The organism is Devosia geojensis (genome assembly GCF_000969415.1).
In the GTDB taxonomy this organism is placed as follows: Bacteria; Pseudomonadota; Alphaproteobacteria; order Rhizobiales; family Devosiaceae; genus Devosia; species Devosia geojensis.
In genome coordinates this window covers 22,926-45,438 of record NZ_JZEX01000113.1, presented here as the reverse complement: position 1 = coordinate 45,438, position 22,513 = coordinate 22,926, and the positions used below count along the sequence as shown (strand labels likewise).

The window sequence follows — 22,513 nt, the reverse complement described above, 5'->3', positions numbered from 1 at the left end:
AAGATCGTGAATTGGCAGAATCTTCGTCGCAAAATCGCCGTCCAACCCCTTGCGCTGAAACGACTTTCATGACCGCATGGGCATAGCCGACAGGGGGAGATTCCAATGCCGATTTCTTATGACGTCGTGCTCGCCGATATGGTTGCAGCCGCGCGCGAGGCGGGTGCGCTGACGCAGAGCTATTTCGCCCGCTTCCGCGAGCTCGAGATCGGCGTCAAAGGACCGGCCGACTTCGTCTCGGATGCCGACAAGGAGTCCGAGCTCCTCATCCGCAAGCGTCTGATCGGCAAATATCCGGACTGGAGCTTTACAGGCGAGGAGTTCGACCCCGTAACGGTCGCCGATGCCGAGCACCGCTGGCTGGTCGATCCCATCGACGGCACGACCAACTTCATCAACGGCATGCACTACACCATCTCGATTGCGCTGCGGCGCGGCAGCGAGACGGTGTGCGGCGCGCTCTACAACCCCGTCGCCGACGAGATGTTCACCGTCATCAAGGGCGAGGGCGCCTATCTCAACGGCGAACGGCTCTGGGTGAGCAAGCAGGCGGACCCGAAGTTCTTCGCCGTCGGCACCGGCCTGCCGACCAGCAACCTCTTCCTCTATCCCGGCGCCTACGATCGGCTCGACCGCATCCGCGACCCTATCGGGGCGGTGCGCATCGTCGGCTCGAGCGCCAACAGCTGCGCCTATGTCGCCTGCGGCCGGCTTACCGGCTACTTCGAGGAATCGGGCCTCGTCGACTGGGCCGTCGGCGTGCTGCTGGTCGAGGAAGCCGGCGGTGTCGTCACCGACTGGTGGGGGCGTGGCCCGGAATTCTACGAGAGGTCCGGCGCCGTGATCGTCGCCAACCGCGAGTGCCACGCGTACCTCTTGGAAAAGCTCAAGGACGCGCCGAGGAAGGATACTGGCAAGGGGATCCGGTAAGGGCGTGGCTACGCCGTTTCCGTCTCTCGCGCCAACGCCGCTCCCAATCCCTCCGGATCGTCCGTGGTGATCTGGTCGACCTTCAGCGCCAGCAAGCGCTCGGCGACCGCAACGCCGCCGTCGTCGGCGCGCTGGATGGTATAGGCGTCGATCCGTCGGCCGGCGGCGTGGAAAGCCGCGATGAGGTCGAAGCCGCGCGCCTCGGCTTCCAGCACGGCCGGGTAGGCGAGATAGATGAGATCGGCGCGCGGCGAGGCGGCGACGGCTTCGGCGACGAACCCGGCGAAGTCGCCGGTGGCGCTGAGGCGTGCCAGGGCATCGCCGTGGCACGGGTCATAGCCGATGTTGAGATCGGGCAGGTTGGCCGAGAGTAGGTCCACAGCCTCCGCATCGCCCGACGAGAGGATGAAGTTCTGCCCGACCGGCGCCAGCGCCGTCGTGAAGCTCGCGATCGTCTCTGGATCGAGCGCGCCCGCGTCCTCCTTGTAGTCGAGCTGCAGCAGCGCATCCGGGTGCGACCCGTCGCGCGCGAGGAGCGCGGCGAGGTCTTCGAGCAGCATCACCTTGTCGGGAAGCGGCGCGCCATCGTTGCCGCGCAGGTTGAGCGACCGCAGCACTTCGGCTGATGTCTCGCGCACCAGACCAGCGCCCGTTGTCTCGCGCTCCAGCGTCAGGTCGTGCAGCACGGCCATGCCCTTGTCGGCATGAACGACGAGGTCGACTTCGACGCTGGCGCCGGCCGCCATCCCCTCGAGGATGCGCCGGCCGGTGAATACGGGATCGCTGCCGCGGCGGCGCGCGCGATGCCACTTGAGCCACGTCCGGTGGCCGTTCCGCTCGATATAGATGTCGCTATGCATGGACTGTACTGCGGGTCTTTCGTGCGGGTTTGGCCAGTGCGAGAGCGGCATCGGCGCGATAGATGACGCCGTTGTCGCGATAGAGCGCGAAGGCGCCCGGCACGAGGTCGACCTTCTGCATGGGCGTCCATTGATCCGCCGTCGGCATCATGGATTTCAGCCGCTCGCCGTCCGGCAGCTCGACGTCGATCATGGCGTGCGTGCCGTAGTCGGTGACCCGGTGAACATGGGCCATGCCGGCGCCGGAAGCCGGCGCTATGGCGAGCGCTTCCGGTCGGACCGCGAGCGTTGCCGGCCCGTCAGCGACGGCGGCCGGCACATTGAAGGCCGAGTGCCCGAAGCGGCCGTCAGCAACGACGCCCGAGACGAGGTTCATCTGTCCGATGAAGCCGGCAACGAACGGGGTCGCCGGCTCGCGATAGACTTCGGCCGGCCGGGCGATCTGTTCGGTGCGCCCGTCGCGCAGCACGACGATCCGGTCGGCGACCGAAAGCGCCTCGTCCTGCGCGTGGGTGACGAAGAGGGTCGTGATCTTCAGGCGCTGCTGGATGTCGCGCACTTCCTCGCGCAGCCGCTCGCGCAGGTGCTGGTCTAGGCTGGCGAAGGGCTCGTCGAGCAGCAGGATCTTGGGCTCGAGCACCAGCGAGCGGGCGAGCGCGACGCGCTGCTGCTGGCCGCCCGAGAGCTGGTGCGTCAGGCGCTGCCCATAGCCGGAGAGCCCCACGAGCTCGAGCACCGCCTCCACCCGACGCTCGATCTCGGCCTTGGGCAGGCGACGCAGCTTGAGGCCAAAGGCGATGTTTTTGAAGACGTTCATGTGGCTCCAGAGCGCATGGCTCTGGAACACCATGCCCGTCGGGCGCTTCTCTGGGGGCAGGTGGATCACCTCCTCGCCGTCGATGGTCATCGAGCCGTAGGTCGGCTTCTCGAAGCCGCCGATCATGCGCAGAAGTGTCGATTTGCCCGACCCTGAAGGCCCCAGAAGGCAGACGAGCTCGCCGTCCTCGACGGTGATGGAAAAGTCGTCGACAGCCTTGGTGCTGCCGAAGAGCTTGGAGACGTTGGCGATGTCCAAACGAGCCATGGCCGGGACCTTTCTATTCTAGCCGCCGAAGCCGCGCGCGAACGCGCCGCCGCCGATGACCCGGCGTGCGAACATCAGCGCGATGAAGGAGGGCACCCAGAGCAGCACCGAGAGCACGGCCCCGTACTGGATGACCATCTGATTGTTGATGAAGGTGATCATCAGCACCGGCATGGTGCGGATGCCCGGCGCGCCGATAAGCCAGGCGCCCTCGGTCTCATAGAACGTGCCGACGAACGAGAGCAGCACCGCCGCCGCAATCGTCGGCCCCGCCTGCGGCAGGGTGATCGACCAGAAGACGCGGAGCGGCGAGGCGCCGACGTCGCGCGCCGCTTCTTCCATCCGCCGGTCGACCGACTGGAACGCGGCGACCGGGATCCAGATCATGAAGAGGAGGGTGCCCACGAGTTGGATCAGCACCACGCCCCAGAACGTGCCGATGAGGTTCAATTGCAGGAAGATCGCGGCGATGGCGACGAGGAGCCCGAACTTGGGGAACGCGTGGCCGGCAAGGAACGAGAAGAAGAGCACATTCCGCCCGGGAAAGGTCATGCGCGCGAAGGCATAGGCCGCCGGCAGGCAGATCGCCGCCGAGAGCAGGGTGACGACTGTCGACAGTTGTAGGCTGAGCGTCAGCGCCGACCATACGTCCGCCCGGGAAAGGGTCTGGTTCCAGAACCGCAGCCCGAACTGCTGCGGCACGATGTTGGGATAGCGCCAGACTTCGGTGAATGCCCAGGTGCCGACGACGATCAGCGGAAAGATGATGGCGACGGAGAGGGCGATCGCAAAGCCGATGCCGACGAAATCGATCCGGCCGCGTGGAGCGGGAAGGGTCGCGGCCATGCTCATTTCCCCTGGTTGCGCGCGACCGAGCGCACGTAGAAGAGGCCGAAGACAATGCAGAAGCCGAAGGTGATGACCGCCTGGGTGATGGCCATCTGCGGATCGTTCACGTCGCGGAAGGTACGCTGCATGAAGGGGCCCATCATCTCGGGCGCCGCCGGCCCCAGCACATAGGGCAGGGTGAAGGACGAGAAGATGCCGAGCACCGAGAAGGAGAGCGCCACGAGGATCGAGTTGCCGATCCGCGGCAGGATGATGTGCCAGAGCACCTGGCCCCAGCGCGCGCCGACATCCCGCGCGGCTTCGATCGCCTGGTTGGAAACGTTCCCCAGGCCCGAAAGCAGGATCAGCACAGTCAGCGGAATATTGTCCCAGACGAGGCCGATGACCGGCCCCCAGGGCGTGAGATAAGGCGTCCTGATCTTGGGCAGGCCCACCGCATTCAGCAGGATGTCGACCATGCCGTTCGGCCCCAGCACGCGGATGAACGCGTAGGAGAGGATGATCGAGGGCACGAACATCGGGAAGATCGCGAGGCTCTGCACATAGGCAGGCAGGCGCCCGGCCGAAAAGCGCAGGTAGAGCGCGATCGGCAGGCAGATGACGAAAAGCAGGAGCGCGCACATGCCCGTCGTCCACAGCGTCACCGTCAGGTTGTCGAGGCTGTAGCGGTCGGAAAAGAAGAAGAGGTAGGTGTCGAGCGTGAACTCGATCGCACCCTCATCGCTGCGTTGGAAGAGGGTGCGGCCGACGGCCGAGACGATCGGCCAGATGACGAGCCACGCGACCAGCAGTACCGGCGCGGCGACGAGCAGGAGGCCATATGGCCTCCTGCGGTTTTCGCCCTGGTCGAGCGGCCGGGCGCTGGCCTGCGAAACGGCGGTCACGCGTTGCGATCGACGTTGGGAGCCACGTTCCGGTACCACCCGTCGCTGATGGCCGTGTCCCACTGGCCGCTGGGGAAGGTCGGGATGGTGTTCGGAACGATATCGGCGAAGCGCTCGCGCAGCTCGGCCGAAACGTGGTCCCAGGAAACGCCGGGGAAGCCGCCGAGCTCGGTCAGGATCGCCGACTGTATCTCCTCGGACAGGATGAAGTCGGCAAGCTTGAGCGCTGCGTCGCGGTTGACGCCGTTGTCGAGCACGATCGAGCGGGTGAAGCCGCCGCAGAGCGCCAGGTCCTGGAGCTGGACGAGGCCGGTTTCGGCGGGCAGCACGCCCTGGTCGATGGCCTGCAGCACCTGGTCGGACCAGACGGGCACCATGGTGACCACACCCTGCGCCAGAAGCTGGATCGACTGGGTGTTGCCCGAGGAATAGGCGCCGTTGTCGTAGAGCGAGGGGGCGATGTCGGAGAGGATCGCCCACGCCTTGCCCAGGGCTTCGTCGCCGAACTCCTGCGTGTAGTTGTCGACGGTGAAGAGCGACGGATCGAGGCCGTTCGCCTGGTGGATGGCGCGGCGCACGAAATTGCCGCCCGAGCCGCCCTTGTCCGGACGGTTGTAGATGAACTGGCCGGGGTTGGCCTTGATCCAGGTGATGAGATCGTCCCAGTTCTTGGGCGCGTCGGCGGCGGAGAGCTTGGTGCTGTCATAGGCCAGCAAAACCTGCGAGCCGCGATAGGGAAGGCTGTAGTCGCTCTCGATGGCGAGCGGGTTCACCTTGCTGTAGTTGGAAAGCCCCGCTTCCTTCATGTTCACGTAGATGCCCGCATCGATGGCCCCCGACGGGAGCTTCGCATCGGCGGATTCGAAGAAATCGGCCTGCGGATCGGTATTGGTCTGCTTGGCTGCGATCGCCCGCTCGGCAATGGCCAGAACCCCGGCGCCGTCGCCCGCGTCGACCAGATTGATGGTGACGCCCGGATTGGCGGCCTCGAAGGCGGGCTTAACGGTATTGGCCCAGAAGTCGAGGATGTTGGAGTCCGAGCTCGTGTACCAGTCGATACGGCCGGCTTCGGCGAATGCGAGGCGGGGCAGCATCGTGGCGCCGGCGACCGCACCGGCCGCAAGCATGAATTCACGCCGTTTCATTGTAGTTCTCCCTTGTTCCTTCGAACATTTGTTCCAAATGGCGGACCATTCCGCCACCTGATCTCGACCGATCTTCCGCCGGTCTTCACTCGTTAGAGTATGGACCGGTGAACGCCGGCTGCAAGCTGAAAATGCAGGATTCTGCCGGCAGCGGTGGACGCGGACAAAACACAAATCCAAGACACTATTGTTACACCACCTCATCTTTCGTTCGCTTGCCGCCCGGAAATGCGGTTTCCTGAGCTAAAGGTTCGGATTTCTGCTTCAACCAATTGTGATTGATGCTGTTTCCTTGTTTAGAACATATGTTCCAGTTTTAGCGGAGGTTCCACCGATCAATCGTCGATATAGATCGGGTTGGCCAGTGCGCGCCGTAGCGGTCGGGTTTCGAGGTCGGCCTGCGAAATTCCCCAGGGCAGCGGCTTCTCGCCGAGCGCGGCGGCAAACTCCGCCATCAGCCGCGGCCTGCTGGCCTCGGCGATGATCTCGGCACGAAGGAAGCGCGAGGGCGTGCCGGTGAACTCGGCTTTCCGGAAATCGCCTTCGATCGTCTCCTCGCCGACGACCCCGGTAGCGTCGATCCATACCAGCCTGTCGCCGGCCGCGCCGTTGACCTCCGCTTCGGCGGTCACCGTCCTGCCCGGCACCGCAGACCCCATCGGGTGCCCGGCGATGGTGACGGCGAGGTGCGGACCCGTCGGACTCTCGGTCACATAGCCGCGTCCGGCCTTCATCGCCGCAAGCACCGCGTCCTCGGAAAGCTCGGGCAGCCAGAGGACCGTCGTCGGCCGCGCCAGCACGAACGGACCTTCCGGCAGCAGCCGGTCGGGCTGATGGTAGTCGGAACTGCCGATGGCGCTGATCCGCAGCCCCGAGGCCAGGCGCTGCTGGTACGTCTCGAGCGAGACCCAGTTCCAGTTGAACCAGTTGGCCTGCCAGACCTCCATGCAGTCGATGGCCGGCAGCTCGTAGCTCCAGGGGATCGGCGGCTTGTCGTGGTTGATCGAGAGCAGCCCGCCGCGCTCGTGCACCAGCCGGGCGAGGGTGTGCGCGTCGGTCGGCCGCGTCATGCGGAAATCGATCCAGTCGTCGACGCCGAAGACGTTGGCGTGTCCCTCGGCGGTCGTCACCTCCATGCCGCGCACGAAGACGAGGTCCGGCGAGGAGTGCGGATGGAAATAGCGCCGCTGCGTGATGGTGTTGTGATCGGCGACGGCGAGGAAATCGAGACCGGCCTGCTTTGCCGCCGCATGCAGCAGCTCGGGCGAGCCTTTGGCGTCCGAGTGCCAGGTATGGCAATGCAGGTCCCCGCGATACCAGCCAGCACCCTTGCGCACCGGGTGCGTCCGCACCGGCTGCGGGGCGAGGGCGCGCGGCGCGTTGTCGAGCGAGACTGTCAGCGTCACCGTCGCGCCCCGCGCCGGTATCTTGTAGAGCCCCAGCACCACCTGCCAGCGGCCGGGCGGGATCTCGCCATGCACATAGCCGGGCGTCGCATCGTCGAGCGCGATGAAGAACCGGTCGCGCGCGCCCCCGCTCCAACCGCGGAAACCCTGCTGGGAGGGGTAGTCCGTCACGCGCGGGTCGAATGCGCCGAGATCGATCACGCAGTTCTCGGCCTTGGGATAGTCCATCACCACGTCGATGCGCGTCGTGCCCGCCGGCACCTCGAACGGCACATAGTAGTAGGGGTTGGCCGCCTGGTCGGCCAGCGTGATGGTGGCGGTGAACATGGCGGGCGCGGTGGGCATTCGGGCGATCATTCCTTGACGCCGCCGAGCGTCAGCCCCCGCACGAGATACCGCTGCATGAAAGGATAGAAAATCAGCAGCGGAATGAGGGCGAGAACGATGGCGGCCATCGTGACGTTGGGAGCGATGAAGTCGTTGGTCGACGTCGAGCTCTCCCCGAGGATCACGGACTGCAACGCGATCTGCAGCGTCACCTTCTGGGGATCGCGGATGAAGAGCAGCGGCTCGATGAAGAGGTTGTACTTATGGACGATCTGGAACGCCGCGACGGTCACGACGCCAGGCAGGGCCAGGGGGAAATAGAAGTCCTTCAACAGCTTGAAGTGACCCGCCCCATCCATGCGCGCCGACTCGATCATGGTCTTGGGCACCTGCTCGAAATAGGTCTTCATCAAGAGGATCGAGAAAGCCGAGACGAGTTCCGAGACGATGAGCGACAGCAGCGTGTTGAGCAGTTGGAACTGCTTGAACACCACGAACAGCGGCACCAGGATCACCTGTGAAGGGATCGTCAGCGTCAGGAGGATGATGCCCGCGATGATGCGCCGGCCGGGCAGTTCCTCATGCACCAGCACATAACCGCCGAGCGCTGAGAGCAGGACGTGCGCGATCGTGCCCACCACGGTCACATAGAACGTGTTGGCGAAGGGCAGGAGGAAGTTGAGCCGCCGGAAAAGCGTATCGAAGCCTTCCAGCGACCAGGGGTTCGGCCAGAGGATCACGCCCGGCTGCAGCGAGCCGAACTTGGTGGAAAAGGCGGTGGCCGCGACCGACCAGAGCGGCACGACCATGGTCGCCGCGAGCGCGATCAGCACCACGAAGGACAGGATGGTGATCGGGCGGCTTCTCAGCATCTCAGGCCTCCCGCTCGCGCAGGATCAGCCGGGCGATGCCGGCGATGATGAGTGAAACGGCGAGCAGCACGACGCCCGCGGCGCTCGCCACCCCGAGGTCGAAATTGAGGATGCCGCGCTCATAGGTGAAGATCGCCAGCGTGCGGATCTGGTCGGCGGTGCGTCCGTTGAGCATCAGGAAGGCGGAGTCGAAAGTGCGCAGCGACCCGAGCAGCGTGATGAGGAACACCACCTTGATCATCGGCATCAGGTGCGGGATGACGATGTCCTTGATCTTCTGCCAGCCGTTCGCCCCGTCGATGTCGGCCGCCTCCAGCACATCCGGATTGAGCGACAGGAGCGCGGCCAGGTAGATCAGCGCATGGAAACCGATGTCCTTCCACACCGTCAGCCCGATGACCATCGGGCGCGCCCAGACCGGACTGGCGAAGAACGTGATCGGCTGCTCGATGAGCCCCGACTGCACCAGCAGCGAATTGACCAGGCCGATGGGCGAGAGCGTGTTCGACCAGATGCCGATGATGATGACCCAGGAGAAGAGATAGGGCGTGTAGATGATCGTTTGCAGCCCGCGCTTCACCCAGTCCGGAAAGACCTCGGCGAGCGCGATGGCGGGCACGATGGGCAGCAGCACGCCGAAGAACGTGATGCCGGCCGAAAGGATCAGCGTGTTCCAGATCGTCTGCCACACCATCGGGGTCGAAAAGACCTTCTGGTAGTTTTCCCAGCCGATGAAACCGACCGGCCCCAGCAGCCCCGCCTTCTGGAACGACAGGAAGACGCCCTGGCCCATGGGGTAGAACAGGAACGCGCAGAAATACGCGATGATCGGCGCGATCAGCACGTAGAGGAACCAGTGGCGCTGGATTTGAGCGAGCATGGGCATTCGCGGCGCGGGTCGCCGCTCCCGCGCGCCTTGGCGGCGGGAGCGGTACGGTTGAGGAGGGTTTATTCGTCGATGAGGCCCGCTGCCAGCAGCTCGTCGCGCATGGCGGCGACGGCTTCGGCGCCGGTCGTCTCACCCAGCATGGCCGGGAAGGCATGCTTGTGGACGATCGCTTCGGCTTCGGCCCATGACGAGGGCAGGTACTCGGTCGTCGCGTGCTCCATGATGATCGCCTGCGCGTCCTCGACGCCCGGCAGGGGCGGGAAGGGCGGCTCCCAGGTGGTCGAGGCGACGCGCGGCGAGCCGTGGTCCATGCCGTGGGCCTGGCCCTGCTCGGTCAGCTCGTACCCGCCGTCCGCGGTGACGGTGTAGTCCACGTCCTTCACGCCGAGCGTACCCATGATGTAACCGGGCTCGGAGTGCCAGAACTCCAGGAACTTGATGGCGTTCTCGGGATGCTCGGCATTGGCGGGAATCATCCAGAGCGAGGCATCGCCACGGCGCAGGATAATGTCGCCGTCGGGTCCCGGCACGCCCGCCACACCCTTGGCCTCGAAGGGCGAATCGGGGTGGTCCGTCGCCATGATGTTGTTGAAGAGGCCCACCCATGCATCCCAATAGGTCACGGCCGCGACGCGATCGGTCATGAAGAGGTTACGGAACTCGGCCGACCCGTTGGTGGTGAAGTTCGGGTCGAGCAGGCCCTCCTCGGAGAGCATGCCGAACCAGTCGTAGATCTCGGCGGCTTCGTCCGAGGCATAGGGGATGGTCCGCTTGCCGTCGACCAGCACATAGCCGGCCTTGACGCCCGCCGCCGACATGAAGCCCTGGATGTCGTAGAGCTTGGAGAGCGACAGGCCGTAGGCGCCTTTTTCTTCCTTGGCACGGCGGAAGAATTCAGTCCAATCGTCGAGGGTCACCGGCGCTTCCATGCCGAATTCCTCGAGCCAGTCCTGGCGGACGGTCGGCAGCGTGCCGCCCTCGAACTTGTTGGGCACGCCCCATTTGCGGCCTTCGATGTCGAAGAGGTCCCACTCGGCTTGCGGAATGACGGCGACGTCCGCCAGCACCGCCGAGCCGGCGACGAGGTCGGTCACGTCCGTGACGGCGCCCTGCTCGACGAGCTGGGGCAGCATCTTGGAGTCGCCGTAGATGAGGTCGTAGCGCTCGCCGCTGGCCAGCGAGGTGAACAGGACATTGTTGTAGTCCGCCGCCGGCTTGACCATCTCGATGTCGAGGCCGAGGTGCTGCTCGAGCTCCTGGACGAAGAGCTCGTGCTCGGCGGCGTCCTTGCCGCCGGTGACGGCGGTCAGGATGCGCAGGTCGGCGCCAAGCGTGGTGCCGGCCATCAGCGCCGTGGCGAGGGCTGCCAGGCTGACGGAATATACCGATTTCATGATGTTTTTCCTCTCCCGCAGGAATGAAATGCCGCGCGGGCCTCGACGGGTCCGTCGCAGCGGCGGCGCCTCCCATACGCCGCTCGCATGACAGTAAAATGAACACGTGTTCATTCGTCAACCCGTATCGTGACAATGAACATGTCATGGAATATTCATGAAAACTGCGTCATATCATCAGGCCGGTAACGCCTGCATGACGTGCGCCAAACCGATCGCAGGCCGGCGATTTCCGATTTTTGTACACGCTTGCATTGAGTGCCGTGATGACTGATCCAAAGCCGGACACGCCGGAGCGGCCTCAGCGCGCCACCGCGGAAATGGTGGCGAGGATCGCCAAGGTGTCGCGCGTCGCCGTATCGCGCGCGTTCAATCCCGATGCGTCCATCAAGCCGGAAAAGCGCGCCCATATCCTCGATGTGGCGCAGACCCTCGGCTACGCGCCCGACCGGGCGGCGCGCGCCCTCGTCACCCGCCGCTCGCACCTGGTCGGCGTTATCGTGCCGGACGTCTGGAGTCCCTGGGAGAGCCAGGAGATCGACGTGCTGACCGCCGCTCTCCAGAACGAAGGATTCGCTACGCTCCTCTTCAAGACCCGCACCGACTACAGCATCGATCCGACGCTCCTGACCTACATGCGCGGGTTCAACCCCGATTCGGTCATCGCCTTTACCGAGAACGTGCGGCCGCGGACCCTGACCAAGGTGCTCGACCGCGCCGTGCCGATCTATATCGACTATCCGCAGACCGCGGGGGACGGGTACTGGGATCGCGAGGACGAAGGTCTGCTCTTCGACAGGCTCAACATCCTGACCCGCGGCGGGATCGAGCAGGCCGTCGCCATGATGCAGGGATACGGTGCGCGCCGCATCGCCTATCTTTCCGGTCTGTCGCGATCGCTGGCGAGCGTCGCGCGCGAGGAGACGCTGCGCTCGATCATGCGCGAGAGGGGCTTGCCCGATCCCGTGCTCTTTCCCGGCGATTTCACCTACGACACCGCCTATTCGGCCACCCTCGACCTCTTTCGCCTCGGCGACGGAGCCGACGCGATCTTTGCCGCCAACGACGTGGGCGCTTTCGGCATCATCGACGCCTTGCGTCACGAATTGAACCTGCGCGTGCCCGAGGACGTGATGGTCGTCGGTTTCGACGACATCCAGCAGGCGCACTGGAAAAGCTACAACCTGACCACCGTCAAGGTGGATATCGATCAGCGCGTGCAAGCCCTCGTCCGCCTCATCCTCAGAAGGCTGAAGAACCCGCACGTGCCCCCCATGGAAGAGACCATAGCCACGCGCCTCGTCGTGCGCGGCACGGTCGGCAAGCGCGGGTAACATATTGAGCGACAGAACCATCCACCTCGTCTTCAAGACCCATCTCGACATCGGCTTCACCGACCATGCCGCCAAGGTCCGCCGGCAGTACCACGAGCAGTTCATTCCGCAGGCGCTGACGACTGGCGAGCACTTTTACGCCGAGGATCCGGACAACCCGCGCTTCATCTGGACGACGGGCGCCTGGCTGATCTGGGACCATTTGCAGACCCAGGACGCCGAGAAGGTAAAGCGCCTCGAGCGCGCCATCGAACGCGGCCTCATCCGCTGGCACGCGCTGCCCTTCACCACTCATACCGAGCTGATGTCGCCGGCGCTCTTCCGGGCGGGCCTGTCGATCGCCCGCGAGCTCGACGAACGCTTCGGCCGGGAGACCATCGCCGCCAAGATGACCGACGTGCCCGGCCACACGCTGGGCATGGTGCCGTTGCTGGCCGAGGCCGGCGTGCGCTTCCTCCACCTCGGCGTCAATACCGCCAGTCCTGTCCCCGACGTGCCGGACCTCTTCCGCTGGCGCGCGCCCACGGGCGAGGAGGTGGTCGTCATGTACCAGAACTCCTATGGCGCGACGCAATTCGCCCCCGGCGGCGAAGTCGGTCTCAGCTTCGCGCACACCAACGACAACATGGGTCCGCAGAGCGTGCCGCAGACCGTGGACGTGCACCGGCACATGGCCCACGAATATCCGGACGTCGCGGTGCGGGCCTCGACCCTCGACGCCTTCGGCCGGCTGATGTGGGAGCGGCGCGAGGAGTTCCCGGTCGTCGACATCGAGATCGGCGACAGCTGGATCCATGGGGCAGGGAGCGACCCCATCAAGCTGGCCCGCTTCAGGCAGCTGCAGCGGCTCTACGACGGATTCGACGTGGAAGGGCTCACGCCCGCGCGCCGCGCCTTCGGGCGAGGCCTCGCGCTCGTTGCCGAGCACACCTGGGGCGTCGACATCAAGTCGTACCTGCGCGACGAGGAGGCCTGGGACCGGCCCGCCTTCGAGGCGGCGCGGGCGAACGACTACCGGTTTGCCTATGCCGAAGCGTCATGGGCCGAGCAGCGCGCGTATCTCGACGCCGCGATTGCCGAGCTCCCCGCATCGGACCGCCGCCTCGCCGAAGACCATCTCGCCGAACTGGAGCCGCCCGTGGCGCCGGATCTTCTCGATGAGCAGATGCAGGTTATGAAGGTGGGCGGCTGGCGGCTCGATCTCGATCCGCAGACGGGCGACGTAATGTCGATCGCATCGCCCACCGGCGCCCGTCTTGCTGGCCGCGACGGACCGCTCATCGCCTATCGCTACGAGAGCTACGACAGCGCCGCGTTGCAGGCGCATCTCGACAGCTATCTCCAGCACCGGGCGGAGTGGGCGATTCTCGACCATGACAAGCCCGGCCTCCATCGCGCCCGCACGGCCCGGCATGCCGCTTTCGCCCCGCGCCGCGTCGGCGGCGGCTGGATCGACGGCCAGCCCGTTGTCGTGCTCGCCATGCCGCAAGAAGCCCACCGGACCCTCGGCGCGCCCGAACGAATCGAGTTGGCTGTCGAGGCGCTCGGCGACACGCACCTGGCTCTGCGCCTGACGCTGCGCAACAAGCCCGCCAACCGCATGCCCGAGGCGAGCTTCGTTTCCCTGACACCGGAAGGCGCTTCCGGCTGGCGCTACCGCAAGATGGGCCTCTGGCAGCCGGGCGAGCGCATCGCGCGCCGCGGCGGTGGTCAGCTCCAGGCGGTCGAGGCGGTTGCAGCAGAACTTGGAACCGGCTCGCTGACCGTCGAGCCTCTCGATTCGCCGCTCGTCACGCCAGCCGGCTCGCCTTTCATGCCGTTCGCGCCCGAGCTGCCGAACCTTTCAGGCGGCATCCGCTTCAACCTCCACAACAACAAATGGGGCACCAACTTCCCTATGTGGTGGGAAGGCGACCTGACGGTCAGATTCGTGCTGGCGGTTGAGGAGTAAGCTGCCTGCAGGAGTCGTGGTGGGTTTCGCCTGCAGCCTGTTTTTCTCAGTTCTGCAACCACCACCGGGTCATCCCCGCGAAAGCGGGGACCTCCGTTTGCAGCGCTGGGAGGGAAACAGAGTTTCCCGCTTTTGCGGGAACGACCCGGTGGTTGTGGATACTTCCAGCACCTAACTGTCTGCACCACCTAGCCGGCCTTCTTCTTGCCGCCGCGCATCTCGTCGGTCTTGAAGAGGCACCAGGCGAGGGCGAGTTGCGCCGCAAGGCCGCCTGCGATCAGCACGCCATCGCTAAGCGGGTTGCCGATCGTGCCGGATTTGACCGCCTGCAGCACCATGCTGAGCACCGAGCCGGTGGCGAAGACCGGCAGTCCGTAGCGGCCGAGCAGGATCAGCGGCTGCGCATAGGCGGTGCCGGCGAACGCCCGTACGCTGGCGAGCGATGCCAGCACGTAGGCGAGCGCCAGGACATGTGAGAGCCGCGGAAGCGAGAGGAACGTCTTGTCGAACCCGACGAGATAGAAAGGCGCGCCGAGATCGCGCAGCCCATTGAGCGCTGCCCAGCCGATCTGGCCGACCGGTGGCGTGCGCGCCCAGATCAGCACCAGAACGAGGTAGCCGACCGCCGCCCAGAACAGCGTCGGATTGAAGGTGAAGAACGTGCGTCCCTGCTTCATCGCCATGCCGGCGAGCAGCCCCGTGACGAAGAGGATCTGCCAGGAGAACGGATTGAAGAACCAGCCGCCTGGATTCGGGAAATTGGGGAAATTGAGGCGGAAGTGGCCGGCAACCGCCCAGAGCAGTACCGAAAGCCCCAGCAGCAGCCAGGGCTTCTTCGCGCCGAGAAGGATGAGGGCAGGGGTGACCAGCAGCAGCGTGATATAGAGCGGCAGGATGTTGAAATAGCCGAGCTGGTGCGTCATCGCCGGAATGCCGATGATCACCGAGAGCGGCTTTTCGAAGAGCGCCGCCACGTTGTTCTTGGCCAGCATCTCCGCCCGGTCGAACCACAAGGCGGCCGCCGCGAAGACGGCGAGCGCCATCACAGTGATGACGATCTGCACCAGATAGAGCTGGCGCGCCCGCGCCCAGACTTTCGCTACCGCCGGCCAGTTGAAGCCGTTGGCGAACCCGCGCGAATAGGCGAGGCCCGCCGCGATCCCCGACATCAGCACGAACGCCTCGGCGGCGTCGGAAAAGCCGAAATTGCGGCTGGTCAACCGCTCGTAGACGGTGCCCGGCACGTGGTTGACGAAGATCATCACCAGCGCCAGGCCCCGGAACATGTCGATGCGCAGGTCCCGGCCGACCGCCAGCGTCGTCGGCACGGCCGGAGGACCGGCGGCTTCCTTGATCGCGGCGTCCGGGATCGGCGCGGCGCCCGCCCTCATGACCGGAGCGAGGGCCGCGGGGATGTCGCGGGACTCCTGCGTCACGAACGTGCCCCCTGCTCGAGGTACGCGGTCCGCCAGTCGTTGCGCACCTTGTCGCGCGCATCGATCGCCGGGGCGACGGAATATTCCTCGGCGGTCATCAGCAGCAGGCCATCGCGGCCGTCCGAGACCATGGAGCTGTAGGCGATGAGGAGCGGCGACAGCCCCATCGGGATGATCACCGGCAGCAGCCAGACCATGAGGTAGGGCGCGAGCGCCATGGCCGTCGCCAGCACCAGGGCGCCGGCCATCACGATCCACGAGCTCGCCTCCCAGGACTGCCGCAGGGTGAGGCTGCGCTCGTCCCGGCTCGTCGCCGGCCAGCCGCCGTCGATGCCGAACAGCACCTGGAACACCGAGCGCGACTGCATGAGAAGCGTGATCGGCGCGATGAGGCTCGAGAACACGATCTCGGTGATGGCCGAGAAGAACACGGCCTTCGTGCCGCCGAACTTGCGGTTCTCGCCGCTCGCCGCACCCCAGGCGATGATGAGGAGCTTGGGCATCACCAGGAGCGAGGTGATGAGCCCGACGAGGCACCAGGCGGCGATGCTCGAGGTCAGCTGCTGGCTGAAGGTGATATAACTCGTGCGCGGCATCGCCTCGGAGATGATGCTGCCGACGAGGAACGCGAGCCACACCGGCGAGCCGAGATAGGCCATGATGCCCTGCAGGAACGTGAACCGGTTCCACCAGTGCAGCCCCGGCGCCCCGAGCAACCGCCCGTGCTGCAGGTTGCCCTGGCACCAACGCCGGTCGCGCTTGGCATATTCGATGATGTTCTCGGGCCCTTCCTCGAAGGAGCCCTCGATCTCGGGGTCGACCTGAACCTTCCAGCCCGCGCGGGCGAGAAGGGCGGCTTCCACGTAGTCGTGGCTGAGGATCAATCCACCGAACGGCGGCTTACCGGAAAGCTTGGGCAGGCCGCAATTGCCCGCGAACGCGGCCATCCGCACGATGGCGTTGTGGCCCCAGAACGGGCCTTGCTCGCCCTGCACCAGAGTAATGCCGCGTGCAAAGATCGAGGAATAGTAGCTGGCGCTGAACTGGATCGCCCGTCCGAAAAACGTGCGCGCGCCGATGATCTTGGGCACCGTCTGCAATAGGCCCAGCCGCGGGTCCGCATCCATGCGCCTGGCGAGCAGCACCAGCGTTTCGGGACTCATCAGGCTGTCGGCGTCGAGGATGACGGCATAGGTGTAAGCCGCGCCCGACCGGCGGATGAAATCCTCGATATTGCCGGATTTGCGCCCGGCATTGTTCTCACGCCGCCGATAGAAGAAATGCCCCTGGGCCTTCGCCTGGCTTGCCAGGCGGTCGAACCAGACGACCTCCTCGGCCGCCACGTCCATGGAATTGGTGTCGGAGAGCACGACGAAATCGAACTGCTCGTGCAGCCCGAGCCGGCTGAGCCCCGCGCTCATCGCCGCGATGCGCGAGAAGGTGGCGACCGGATCCTCATTGTAGATCGGCACGACGACCGCGCAGCGCCCGAGCGGCGGCGTCAGCGGCACGCGCCCAGTGCCTTGGGGGCGATAGAAGAGGCCGGCGACGCCGAGCAGCGCGCCCCAGCTCAGCCAGAATGCGCTGACCGCGACCAGAATCACGCGCAGCCCGTCGACGGCGTTGAAGCCGCCGGGCGTGCTGAACTGGATGAAGAGCCAGGTTGCGAGCAGCGAGATGCCCGCCGATGCGCCGAGCAGTTTGGCCCTGTTGGCTGCGGCGGTATTCATCCTGCCACCTTTCTTCTATCGGGCGGCCGCGTCAGTCGCGGACCGCCAGCAACACCCACAGGGATCGAAGGTGTCCAAACCATGACCTGCGATGCGCCTGCTCGAGAACTTGCGTCGGCATGGGCAAAGGAGCGTCCGGCAACTGATATTCCGGCCTCACGGTCAGATCGCCGAGATCACGCCTCATGCCGCGCCCTCCACTGATAGAGCCAGGTTTCGGTCAATTTGCGACCGGTGTCGTCACGAACGAACGCGAGAAGCTCGACGAGGTCGCTGCCTTCCACGTCCACATCGAGAACCGCGCGCCAGATACCGTTGGCGTCGATCCGCGAAACGGTCGAATGCAGGAGCGTGGCGCCCGAGATCTGGGCGACCAGCTCCGGTTCGGCTTCCGCATCGAGGTCGGCGAGCGGACCGCCGGCGAAGTCCACGACGAACTTGCGCAGGCTCGTCGCGTTCTCCACGCCCGATACGCCGCCCTGGCCGGCGCGGGTCTCCACCACATGCCCCCAGTCGGGGGAATCGGGAAGGATGTCGCCCCAGCGCAACAGGTAGGAGAACTCGCGAGAGCTGCCTGCGGTTGCAGGCTCGGCCGGAACCCAGAACGCCACGATGTTGTCCTCGGCCTCCAGATCGGCCGGAACCTCGATGAGACGGACGGAGCCTTCGCCCCATTCGCCGATCGGCTCGACCCGCAGCGACGGACGTCGCTCGTAGTGCGCGCCGGCGTCCTGGTACTCCTCGAACGAGCGGCCGCGCTGTTCGAGCCCGAAGGCGAGGGGGTTGGTGTCGCCGAAATAGGAGTTTCCGAGCGAGGGCGGGTTGTTGAGCGCCCGCCACATCGGCTCGCCGTTGGCGCGGCGCAGGAACAGCCCATTGCTGTCATGCACCTGCGGCCGGTAGTCGTCGAAGTCCGAGCGGTTGGCCTCGGCATAGAGGAACATCGAGGTCAGCGGCGCGATGCCGAGTTCGGGGATGTCGGCGCGAAAGAACAGTCGCGCGGTCACTTCCACCAGCGTCTCCTGCACCTCCTCGCTCGGCGGCGTGATGACGAAACGGTAGGCGCCCGTCACGCTCTGGCTGTCGAGCGCGGCGTAGATGGTCATCGGCTGGCCGGGCACCGGGCGCTCGACGTAGAAGTCAGTGAAGCGGGGGAATTCCTCGGGGCCTTCGCGCCAGGAATTGATCAGCAGCCCGCGGGCGCTCAGCCCGTAGGAGTTGCCGCGCCCTAGAGCGCGGAAATAGCTGGCGCCGAGGAACGAGATCAGCTCGTCGAACGTCTCGGGCGTGTTGAGCGGATAGTTGAGGCGGAAGCCCGCGACGCCCGGCAGGACCACGCCTGCGGCGGTAGCGGCCACGTCGTCGTCGTAGAACTCGAAATCATCGGCGGTGAAAACGAAGGCGCCTGCCATGCCGTCATGCACCTCGTAGAGATGCACCGGCTCCTTGAAGAGCCATCCCAGGTGATAGGCCTGCAGGTGGTAGGGGCTGTCGCTGTCGGCCCACTTGCCGCGCTCCGCCCGGTAGTTGATGCGCCGATAGGAGTCGTAGTCGAGCTCCTCGACATAGGCCGGAAGGTCCTCGATCAGGGGACGGTACTCGCGCTGGGCGCGCTCGCGGGCCATCTCGGTCAGAATGTCGAACGAGAACTCGAACGGCTCGGCCGCGGCCGGCCCCTCCTGGGCGAAACCCGGACGGGTGAGGGCCGTTGACGCGAGAAGGGCGACGCCGACGCCGAAGGCTTGAAGAAGGCTGCGGCGTGAAAAGGTAGGGGATAGGGTGGTCTGCACGTGACGCTCTTTTTATGTGGCAGGCAGCTTATGCCAGCAGATATCGACTAACTCCGGGATTTATGAAGCGGTTGTTGCATGGCTGATATGCGCTATCTGCATCCGTCGTTCTTTCCCCGTTATCAGTGCGTTAGCCACGTCGGCTGATAAACAGCACAAGCTTCGGCTCGCGCATGGCCGGCGCATTCGCCGACATATGTGTCCGATTTGTGTCAAGGCCTTGGTGTGGCCCGATTTCCGCACACAACGCGCCGCGGCGCTCCCGGTTCCTGGAACGCCTGCGGCGTATTGGCCTACCCGGCGGGCTCTTCATAAGTCCCTAGTGGATATCGGAAACCCAGCGCATTGCCTGGTCCTTCTCGTCTTTCTGGAAGACGCGGGCCTCGACCTGCGGGAAAACCTTGTCGGCAATCTCCGTGGCCGCCTTGATCCATTGCTTGTCGGAGATCACTGCCGCGCGCTTGAAGCGATGCATCTCGCCGAGCTTGCCGAGGCCGTACTGGAAATCGCGCGCCAGCGCGCCGCCGGTCATGTCCTCGAGCCCGGTGAGATCGGCGAGGATGCCGATGTCCTCATGGTTCTGCAGCTTCTCTTCGACCTCGGGGATGATCTTGTCGTAGTCGTCGGCAGTGACCGTGCCGGCCAGATGGAATGCGGCGACGTGCTCGGGTGCTGAAATGACCTGGATCATGTCTCTCTCCGTCCTTGAGAATCACACTGTGGTTGCAAGGGACGCAACGCCTCCCGGGCACTGTCGTTCCCGCATGCGGACCATCGGAGGAGGAAGGCACGACAAAACCGCCGTCCGGTTCCCCGGACAGCTATTCAGGTCGCTACTTCAGGATAATCGAGTGCTTGGCACGCCCAAGGGGAATCGAACCCCTGTCCCCACCGTGAGAGGGTGGTGTCCTGACCGCTAGACGATGGGCGCCTGTGGCAAGCACGGTCTTATATAAGGCCGACGCTCACGGCCGCAAGTAGTAGTTTAGAATGGCACGCCCTAGGGGAATCGAACCCCTCTCTCCACCGTGAAAGGGTGGCGTCCTGACCGATAGACGAAGGGCGCCTGAGCGCTGCGTCCGTATAGTGAGGTTGCCCCTGATGCGCAACCCCATTTGCGGACCGCTTGTGGAGAAAGTTCAGCAGCCACTGAAGGTCACCGGACGCGTGTAGCCGCGCGGCCGATCGCGCACGTCGATGTGGATGAACTGCCGTCCGGGATAGCATCCGAGCCCGCCCACATAGCCGTTGCGCATGGCGAACGCGATGAGCTGTTCCTTGGGTACGCCCGGGATGTGGAAGTCCGCCGCCATGCATTTGGTGTGAAAGGAATCGCTGGCGCCGCCCGCCCTCGAATTGTGGTGGTCGTCCCGGTAGCCCGAGCTCATCACCACCTTCTTGCCGAAGTGCCCCTCGAAGTCCCAGATCGCCAGCCGCAGCTTCGGCGATAGGCAGAGCGCGTTGACTTCGCGGCTGGACACGTAGGTGCCCCAGTCGGAGCGCAGCCCCCGATAGGCCGAGCCGGAACTGTCGGCGAACATGGCGAGCGGCACGCAGCCGGCGAGCGCCAGGACGAGGGCAAGGGCGGAGATGAGGATTCGCATGAGCGTCTTCCCAGTACCGGGTGTGGCCGCGGCGCAACAAAGGCCGGCCGGTCTGTCGAGAACGCTAAAATACGATGAGTTTCGCTAACCAGCGGCTAATCCTGCTGGTTAGCGAATGGTTTACACCATTTACCAGGCGCCGGTGTTGGGCATCGAAGCCCAGGGTTCCTGCGGGGGCAGGTGCCCGTCCTGGATGAGTTCGACCGAGATGCCGTCCGGCGAGCGCACGAACGCCATGTGGCCGTCGCGCGGCGGCCGGTTGATGGTCACGCCCATGTCCATCAGGTGCTGGCAGAGCCCGTAGATGTCCTTCACCCGGTAGGCGAGATGCCCGAAATTGCGCCCGCCGGTATAGGTCTCCGGGTCCCAGTTGTAGGTGAGCTCCACCTCGCCGCCGGTATCGCCGGGCGCGCGAAGGAAGATGAGGGTGTAGCGGCCCTTCTCGTTCTCGGTGCGCCGGACTTCCTCGAGCCCGAGGCCCTCGCAATAGAAACGCAGGCTCTCCTCGATATCGGTGACGCGCACCATAGTGTGCAGGTACTGCATGACGTGCTCCTTGCTTGCGGGCTGACGTGGCCGAACCTCTAGCAACCGCAGCCGGGCCGGGCAACCGAGGCCGTCGTCGGGGAGCCCCAAACAAATTGTCAACACCTCCTTAACTTTTGCCGCTGAATCGGACAAAGTGACATGTGGTCGTGTGGAGTACCCCGCCATGGCGGGGCGAGTTCGGAAAAGGCATTGGGGACGATGGGGGGCAAGCAGACGGACAGCGGCGAACGGCCGGAATTCCGGACCGATACCGCCGATGGCAAGGGAGCGGCGACGTCCGCCGGGGGCGCCGAGCATACCCAGGACGCCATCGAGATTTCCGGCACCATCAAGTGGTTCGATGCCGGCAAGGGCTTCGGCTTCATCGTGCCCGACAACGGCATGCCCGATGTCCTGCTGCACGTTACGTGCCTGCGCCGTGACGGCTACCACACCGCCTATGAGGGCGCGCGTATCGTCGTCGAGGCGCTGAACCGCCCCGGCGGGCTGCAGGCCTTCCGCATCCTTTCCATGGATGAAACGACCGCGCGCCATCCCTCGCAGATGCCCGCCCCGCGCACCCACGTCACCGTCGAGCCGACCTCCGGCATGGTGCGGCTCGAGGTCAAGTGGTTCAACCGCATCCGCGGCTTCGGCTTCCTCTCGGCCGGGGAGGGTACGCCCGACGTCTTCGTCCATATGGAAACTCTGCGCCGCTTCGGCATCACCGAGCTCCGCCCGGGCCAGCACGTGCTGGTGCGCTACGGACAGGGCCCCAAGGGCCTGATGGTCGCCGAGATCCGGCCCGACGGCTGGGGCGACGCGCCGTCCTCGCACTGAGGCCCTCCGGTCACATCCGCTCAAATCCGGCCGAATCGGATTGAACCGACGCTGCGTCGCGGGCATTGTCGCGCCGTCCGGCCACGCCGGCACTGCAATGACTTGACGGGAATCTCACCATGAATGTCGGTAACTGGCGACTAGCGATCGCGGGGCGGACGGCGCGGGCAGGGATGATGGCGGGCGTCGTCCTCGCCATGCTGCCGCTTGCCGCCTGCAGCGACGAGGGACGGCTGGTGCTCAATACCGCGACCGGCGCTCATACCTTCAATGTCGAGGTGGTCGACACCCCCGAAACCCGCGCCCGCGGCCTGATGTTCCGCGAGGAACTGGCGGACGATGCCGGCATGCTCTTCGATTTCGAGACGGAGAACACGGTCTCCTTCTGGATGATGAACACCCTCATTCCGCTGGATATGATCTTCATCGGGGCGGACGGCGTGGTCAAAACCATCCACGTCAATGCCCGCCCGCAGGATCCCACTTCCATTCCCTCGCGCGTGCCCGTGCGGTTCGTCCTCGAAATCCCTGGCGGCCGCTCGCGTGAGATCGGCCTCGAGCCCGGCGACACGGTTGAGCACCCGCGGATCGGCGCGGGGCAGTAGCTCCCGCTGTTCCCGTTCTGCACATGAGCCACAACACACCCGGACGTCACCCCGG

Annotated in this window: 20 protein-coding genes and 2 tRNA genes; 5 read left to right on the top strand and 17 right to left on the bottom strand. The window is 65.3% G+C overall.

Going from position 1 to position 22,513, the window contains the following annotated elements:
- Window positions 1–105 precede the first annotated feature (105 nt).
- Window positions 106–930 (top strand): inositol monophosphatase family protein, encoded by an 825-nt coding sequence (locus VE25_RS12230; protein WP_046108909.1) that lies wholly within the window; start codon window positions 106–108, stop codon window positions 928–930.
- An 8-nt stretch (window positions 931–938) separates the two neighbouring features.
- On the opposite strand, the gene VE25_RS12225 is transcribed toward VE25_RS12230, so the two are convergent.
- From VE25_RS12225 to VE25_RS12185, 9 genes are all read right to left on the bottom strand, one after another.
- The gene (locus VE25_RS12225) at window positions 939–1,790 is read right to left on the bottom strand and encodes a glycerophosphodiester phosphodiesterase (protein WP_046108908.1); all 852 of its coding nucleotides are present in this window, start codon (window positions 1,788–1,790) and stop codon (window positions 939–941) included.
- Window positions 1,783–2,874, bottom strand: a complete 1,092-nt coding sequence (locus tag VE25_RS12220; RefSeq protein WP_046108907.1) for an ABC transporter ATP-binding protein — start codon at window positions 2,872–2,874, stop codon at window positions 1,783–1,785. The genes VE25_RS12225 and VE25_RS12220 overlap by 8 nt, the downstream gene beginning before the upstream one ends.
- 18 nt (window positions 2,875–2,892) lie before the next feature.
- Window positions 2,893–3,720, bottom strand: a complete 828-nt coding sequence (locus VE25_RS12215; RefSeq protein WP_439328908.1) for an ABC transporter permease — start codon at window positions 3,718–3,720, stop codon at window positions 2,893–2,895.
- Between the two features lie 2 nt (window positions 3,721–3,722).
- Window positions 3,723–4,607 (bottom strand): ABC transporter permease, encoded by an 885-nt coding sequence (locus tag VE25_RS12210; protein ID WP_046108905.1) that lies wholly within the window; start codon window positions 4,605–4,607, stop codon window positions 3,723–3,725.
- Window positions 4,604–5,752 (bottom strand): extracellular solute-binding protein, encoded by a 1,149-nt coding sequence (locus VE25_RS12205; protein WP_046108904.1) that lies wholly within the window; start codon window positions 5,750–5,752, stop codon window positions 4,604–4,606. Before VE25_RS12205 ends, VE25_RS12210 begins: the two co-directional genes overlap by 4 nt.
- 335 nt (window positions 5,753–6,087) lie before the next feature.
- Window positions 6,088–7,503, bottom strand: a complete 1,416-nt coding sequence (locus VE25_RS12200) for a CehA/McbA family metallohydrolase (RefSeq protein ID WP_244466913.1) — start codon at window positions 7,501–7,503, stop codon at window positions 6,088–6,090.
- 8 nt (window positions 7,504–7,511) lie between these two features.
- Window positions 7,512–8,357 carry a carbohydrate ABC transporter permease gene (locus tag VE25_RS12195; protein ID WP_046108903.1) on the bottom strand — a complete coding sequence of 282 codons (846 nt, stop codon included), beginning with the start codon at window positions 8,355–8,357 and terminating at the stop codon, window positions 7,512–7,514.
- Between the two features lies 1 nt (window position 8,358).
- Entirely contained in the window at window positions 8,359–9,237 is an 879-nt protein-coding gene (locus VE25_RS12190) for a carbohydrate ABC transporter permease (protein WP_160299984.1), read from the bottom strand.
- Window positions 9,238–9,305: 68 nt separating this feature from the next.
- Entirely contained in the window at window positions 9,306–10,640 is a 1,335-nt protein-coding gene (locus tag VE25_RS12185) for an extracellular solute-binding protein (RefSeq protein ID WP_052731927.1), read from the bottom strand.
- Window positions 10,641–10,906: 266 nt separating this feature from the next.
- On the opposite strand from VE25_RS12185, the gene VE25_RS12180 reads away from it, so the two are divergent.
- Window positions 10,907–11,974 (top strand): LacI family DNA-binding transcriptional regulator, encoded by a 1,068-nt coding sequence (locus VE25_RS12180; RefSeq protein ID WP_046108901.1) that lies wholly within the window; start codon window positions 10,907–10,909, stop codon window positions 11,972–11,974.
- 4 nt (window positions 11,975–11,978) lie between these two features.
- Window positions 11,979–13,925: a DUF5054 domain-containing protein gene (locus VE25_RS12175; RefSeq protein WP_046108900.1), complete on the top strand. Its 1,947-nt coding sequence runs from the start codon at window positions 11,979–11,981 to the stop codon at window positions 13,923–13,925.
- 188 nt (window positions 13,926–14,113) lie between these two features.
- On the opposite strand, the gene VE25_RS12170 is transcribed toward VE25_RS12175, so the two are convergent.
- The 8 genes from VE25_RS12170 to VE25_RS12135 form a co-directional block, all read right to left on the bottom strand.
- Window positions 14,114–15,361 carry an OpgC family protein gene (locus VE25_RS12170; RefSeq protein ID WP_201776082.1) on the bottom strand — a complete coding sequence of 416 codons (1,248 nt, stop codon included), beginning with the start codon at window positions 15,359–15,361 and terminating at the stop codon, window positions 14,114–14,116.
- Window positions 15,358–17,091 carry a glucans biosynthesis glucosyltransferase MdoH gene (mdoH, locus tag VE25_RS12165; RefSeq protein WP_046108899.1) on the bottom strand — a complete coding sequence of 578 codons (1,734 nt, stop codon included), beginning with the start codon at window positions 17,089–17,091 and terminating at the stop codon, window positions 15,358–15,360. The genes VE25_RS12170 and mdoH overlap by 4 nt, the downstream gene beginning before the upstream one ends.
- A gap of 176 nt (window positions 17,092–17,267) precedes the next feature.
- Complete coding sequence (locus VE25_RS12160) at window positions 17,268–18,881, bottom strand: OpgD/OpgG family glucan biosynthesis protein (protein WP_046108898.1); 1,614 nt, start codon at window positions 18,879–18,881, stop codon at window positions 17,268–17,270.
- Window positions 18,882–19,200: 319 nt separating this feature from the next.
- On the bottom strand, window positions 19,201–19,572 hold the full coding sequence (locus tag VE25_RS12155; protein ID WP_046108897.1) for a SpoIIAA family protein: 372 nt from the start codon (window positions 19,570–19,572) through the stop codon (window positions 19,201–19,203).
- Window positions 19,573–19,737: 165 nt separating this feature from the next.
- A tRNA-Glu gene (locus VE25_RS12150) sits at window positions 19,738–19,812 on the bottom strand.
- 60 nt (window positions 19,813–19,872) lie between these two features.
- Window positions 19,873–19,947 (bottom strand) — tRNA-Glu (locus tag VE25_RS12145).
- A gap of 73 nt (window positions 19,948–20,020) precedes the next feature.
- Complete coding sequence (locus VE25_RS12140) at window positions 20,021–20,485, bottom strand: YcbK family protein (RefSeq protein WP_046108896.1); 465 nt, start codon at window positions 20,483–20,485, stop codon at window positions 20,021–20,023.
- 129 nt (window positions 20,486–20,614) lie between these two features.
- Window positions 20,615–21,031 carry a VOC family protein gene (locus VE25_RS12135; protein ID WP_046108895.1) on the bottom strand — a complete coding sequence of 139 codons (417 nt, stop codon included), beginning with the start codon at window positions 21,029–21,031 and terminating at the stop codon, window positions 20,615–20,617.
- A 201-nt stretch (window positions 21,032–21,232) separates the two neighbouring features.
- On the opposite strand from VE25_RS12135, the gene VE25_RS12130 reads away from it, so the two are divergent.
- Entirely contained in the window at window positions 21,233–21,853 is a 621-nt protein-coding gene (locus VE25_RS12130; RefSeq protein ID WP_046108894.1) for a cold-shock protein, read from the top strand.
- A 119-nt stretch (window positions 21,854–21,972) separates the two neighbouring features.
- Window positions 21,973–22,458, top strand: coding sequence for a DUF192 domain-containing protein (locus VE25_RS12125; RefSeq protein ID WP_083988898.1), 486 nt, complete (start codon window positions 21,973–21,975; stop codon window positions 22,456–22,458).
- Window positions 22,459–22,513: the final 55 nt, after the last annotated feature.

Excerpts from the sequence above, each read along its gene's own strand:
- VE25_RS12230 (WP_046108909.1), top strand. The coding sequence starts at position 106 with ATGCCGATTTCTTATGACGTCGTGCTCGCCGATATGGTTGCAGCCGCG.
- VE25_RS12225 (WP_046108908.1), bottom strand. The coding sequence starts at position 1,790 with ATGCATAGCGACATCTATATCGAGCGGAACGGCCACCGGACGTGGCTC.
- VE25_RS12220 (WP_046108907.1), bottom strand. The coding sequence starts at position 2,874 with ATGGCTCGTTTGGACATCGCCAACGTCTCCAAGCTCTTCGGCAGCACC.
- VE25_RS12215 (WP_439328908.1), bottom strand. The coding sequence starts at position 3,720 with ATGGCCGCGACCCTTCCCGCTCCACGCGGCCGGATCGATTTCGTCGGC.
- VE25_RS12205 (WP_046108904.1), bottom strand. The coding sequence starts at position 5,752 with ATGAAACGGCGTGAATTCATGCTTGCGGCCGGTGCGGTCGCCGGCGCC.
- VE25_RS12200 (WP_244466913.1), bottom strand. The coding sequence starts at position 7,503 with ATGCCCACCGCGCCCGCCATGTTCACCGCCACCATCACGCTGGCCGAC.
- VE25_RS12195 (WP_046108903.1), bottom strand. The coding sequence starts at position 8,357 with ATGCTGAGAAGCCGCCCGATCACCATCCTGTCCTTCGTGGTGCTGATC.
- VE25_RS12190 (WP_160299984.1), bottom strand. The coding sequence starts at position 9,237 with ATGCTCGCTCAAATCCAGCGCCACTGGTTCCTCTACGTGCTGATCGCG.
- VE25_RS12185 (WP_052731927.1), bottom strand. The coding sequence starts at position 10,640 with ATGAAATCGGTATATTCCGTCAGCCTGGCAGCCCTCGCCACGGCGCTG.
- VE25_RS12180 (WP_046108901.1), top strand. The coding sequence starts at position 10,907 with ATGACTGATCCAAAGCCGGACACGCCGGAGCGGCCTCAGCGCGCCACC.
- mdoH (WP_046108899.1), bottom strand. The coding sequence starts at position 17,091 with ATGAATACCGCCGCAGCCAACAGGGCCAAACTGCTCGGCGCATCGGCG.
- VE25_RS12155 (WP_046108897.1), bottom strand. The coding sequence starts at position 19,572 with ATGATCCAGGTCATTTCAGCACCCGAGCACGTCGCCGCATTCCATCTG.
- VE25_RS12140 (WP_046108896.1), bottom strand. The coding sequence starts at position 20,485 with ATGCGAATCCTCATCTCCGCCCTTGCCCTCGTCCTGGCGCTCGCCGGC.
- VE25_RS12135 (WP_046108895.1), bottom strand. The coding sequence starts at position 21,031 with ATGCAGTACCTGCACACTATGGTGCGCGTCACCGATATCGAGGAGAGC.
- VE25_RS12130 (WP_046108894.1), top strand. The coding sequence starts at position 21,233 with ATGGGGGGCAAGCAGACGGACAGCGGCGAACGGCCGGAATTCCGGACC.
- VE25_RS12125 (WP_083988898.1), top strand. The coding sequence starts at position 21,973 with ATGAATGTCGGTAACTGGCGACTAGCGATCGCGGGGCGGACGGCGCGG.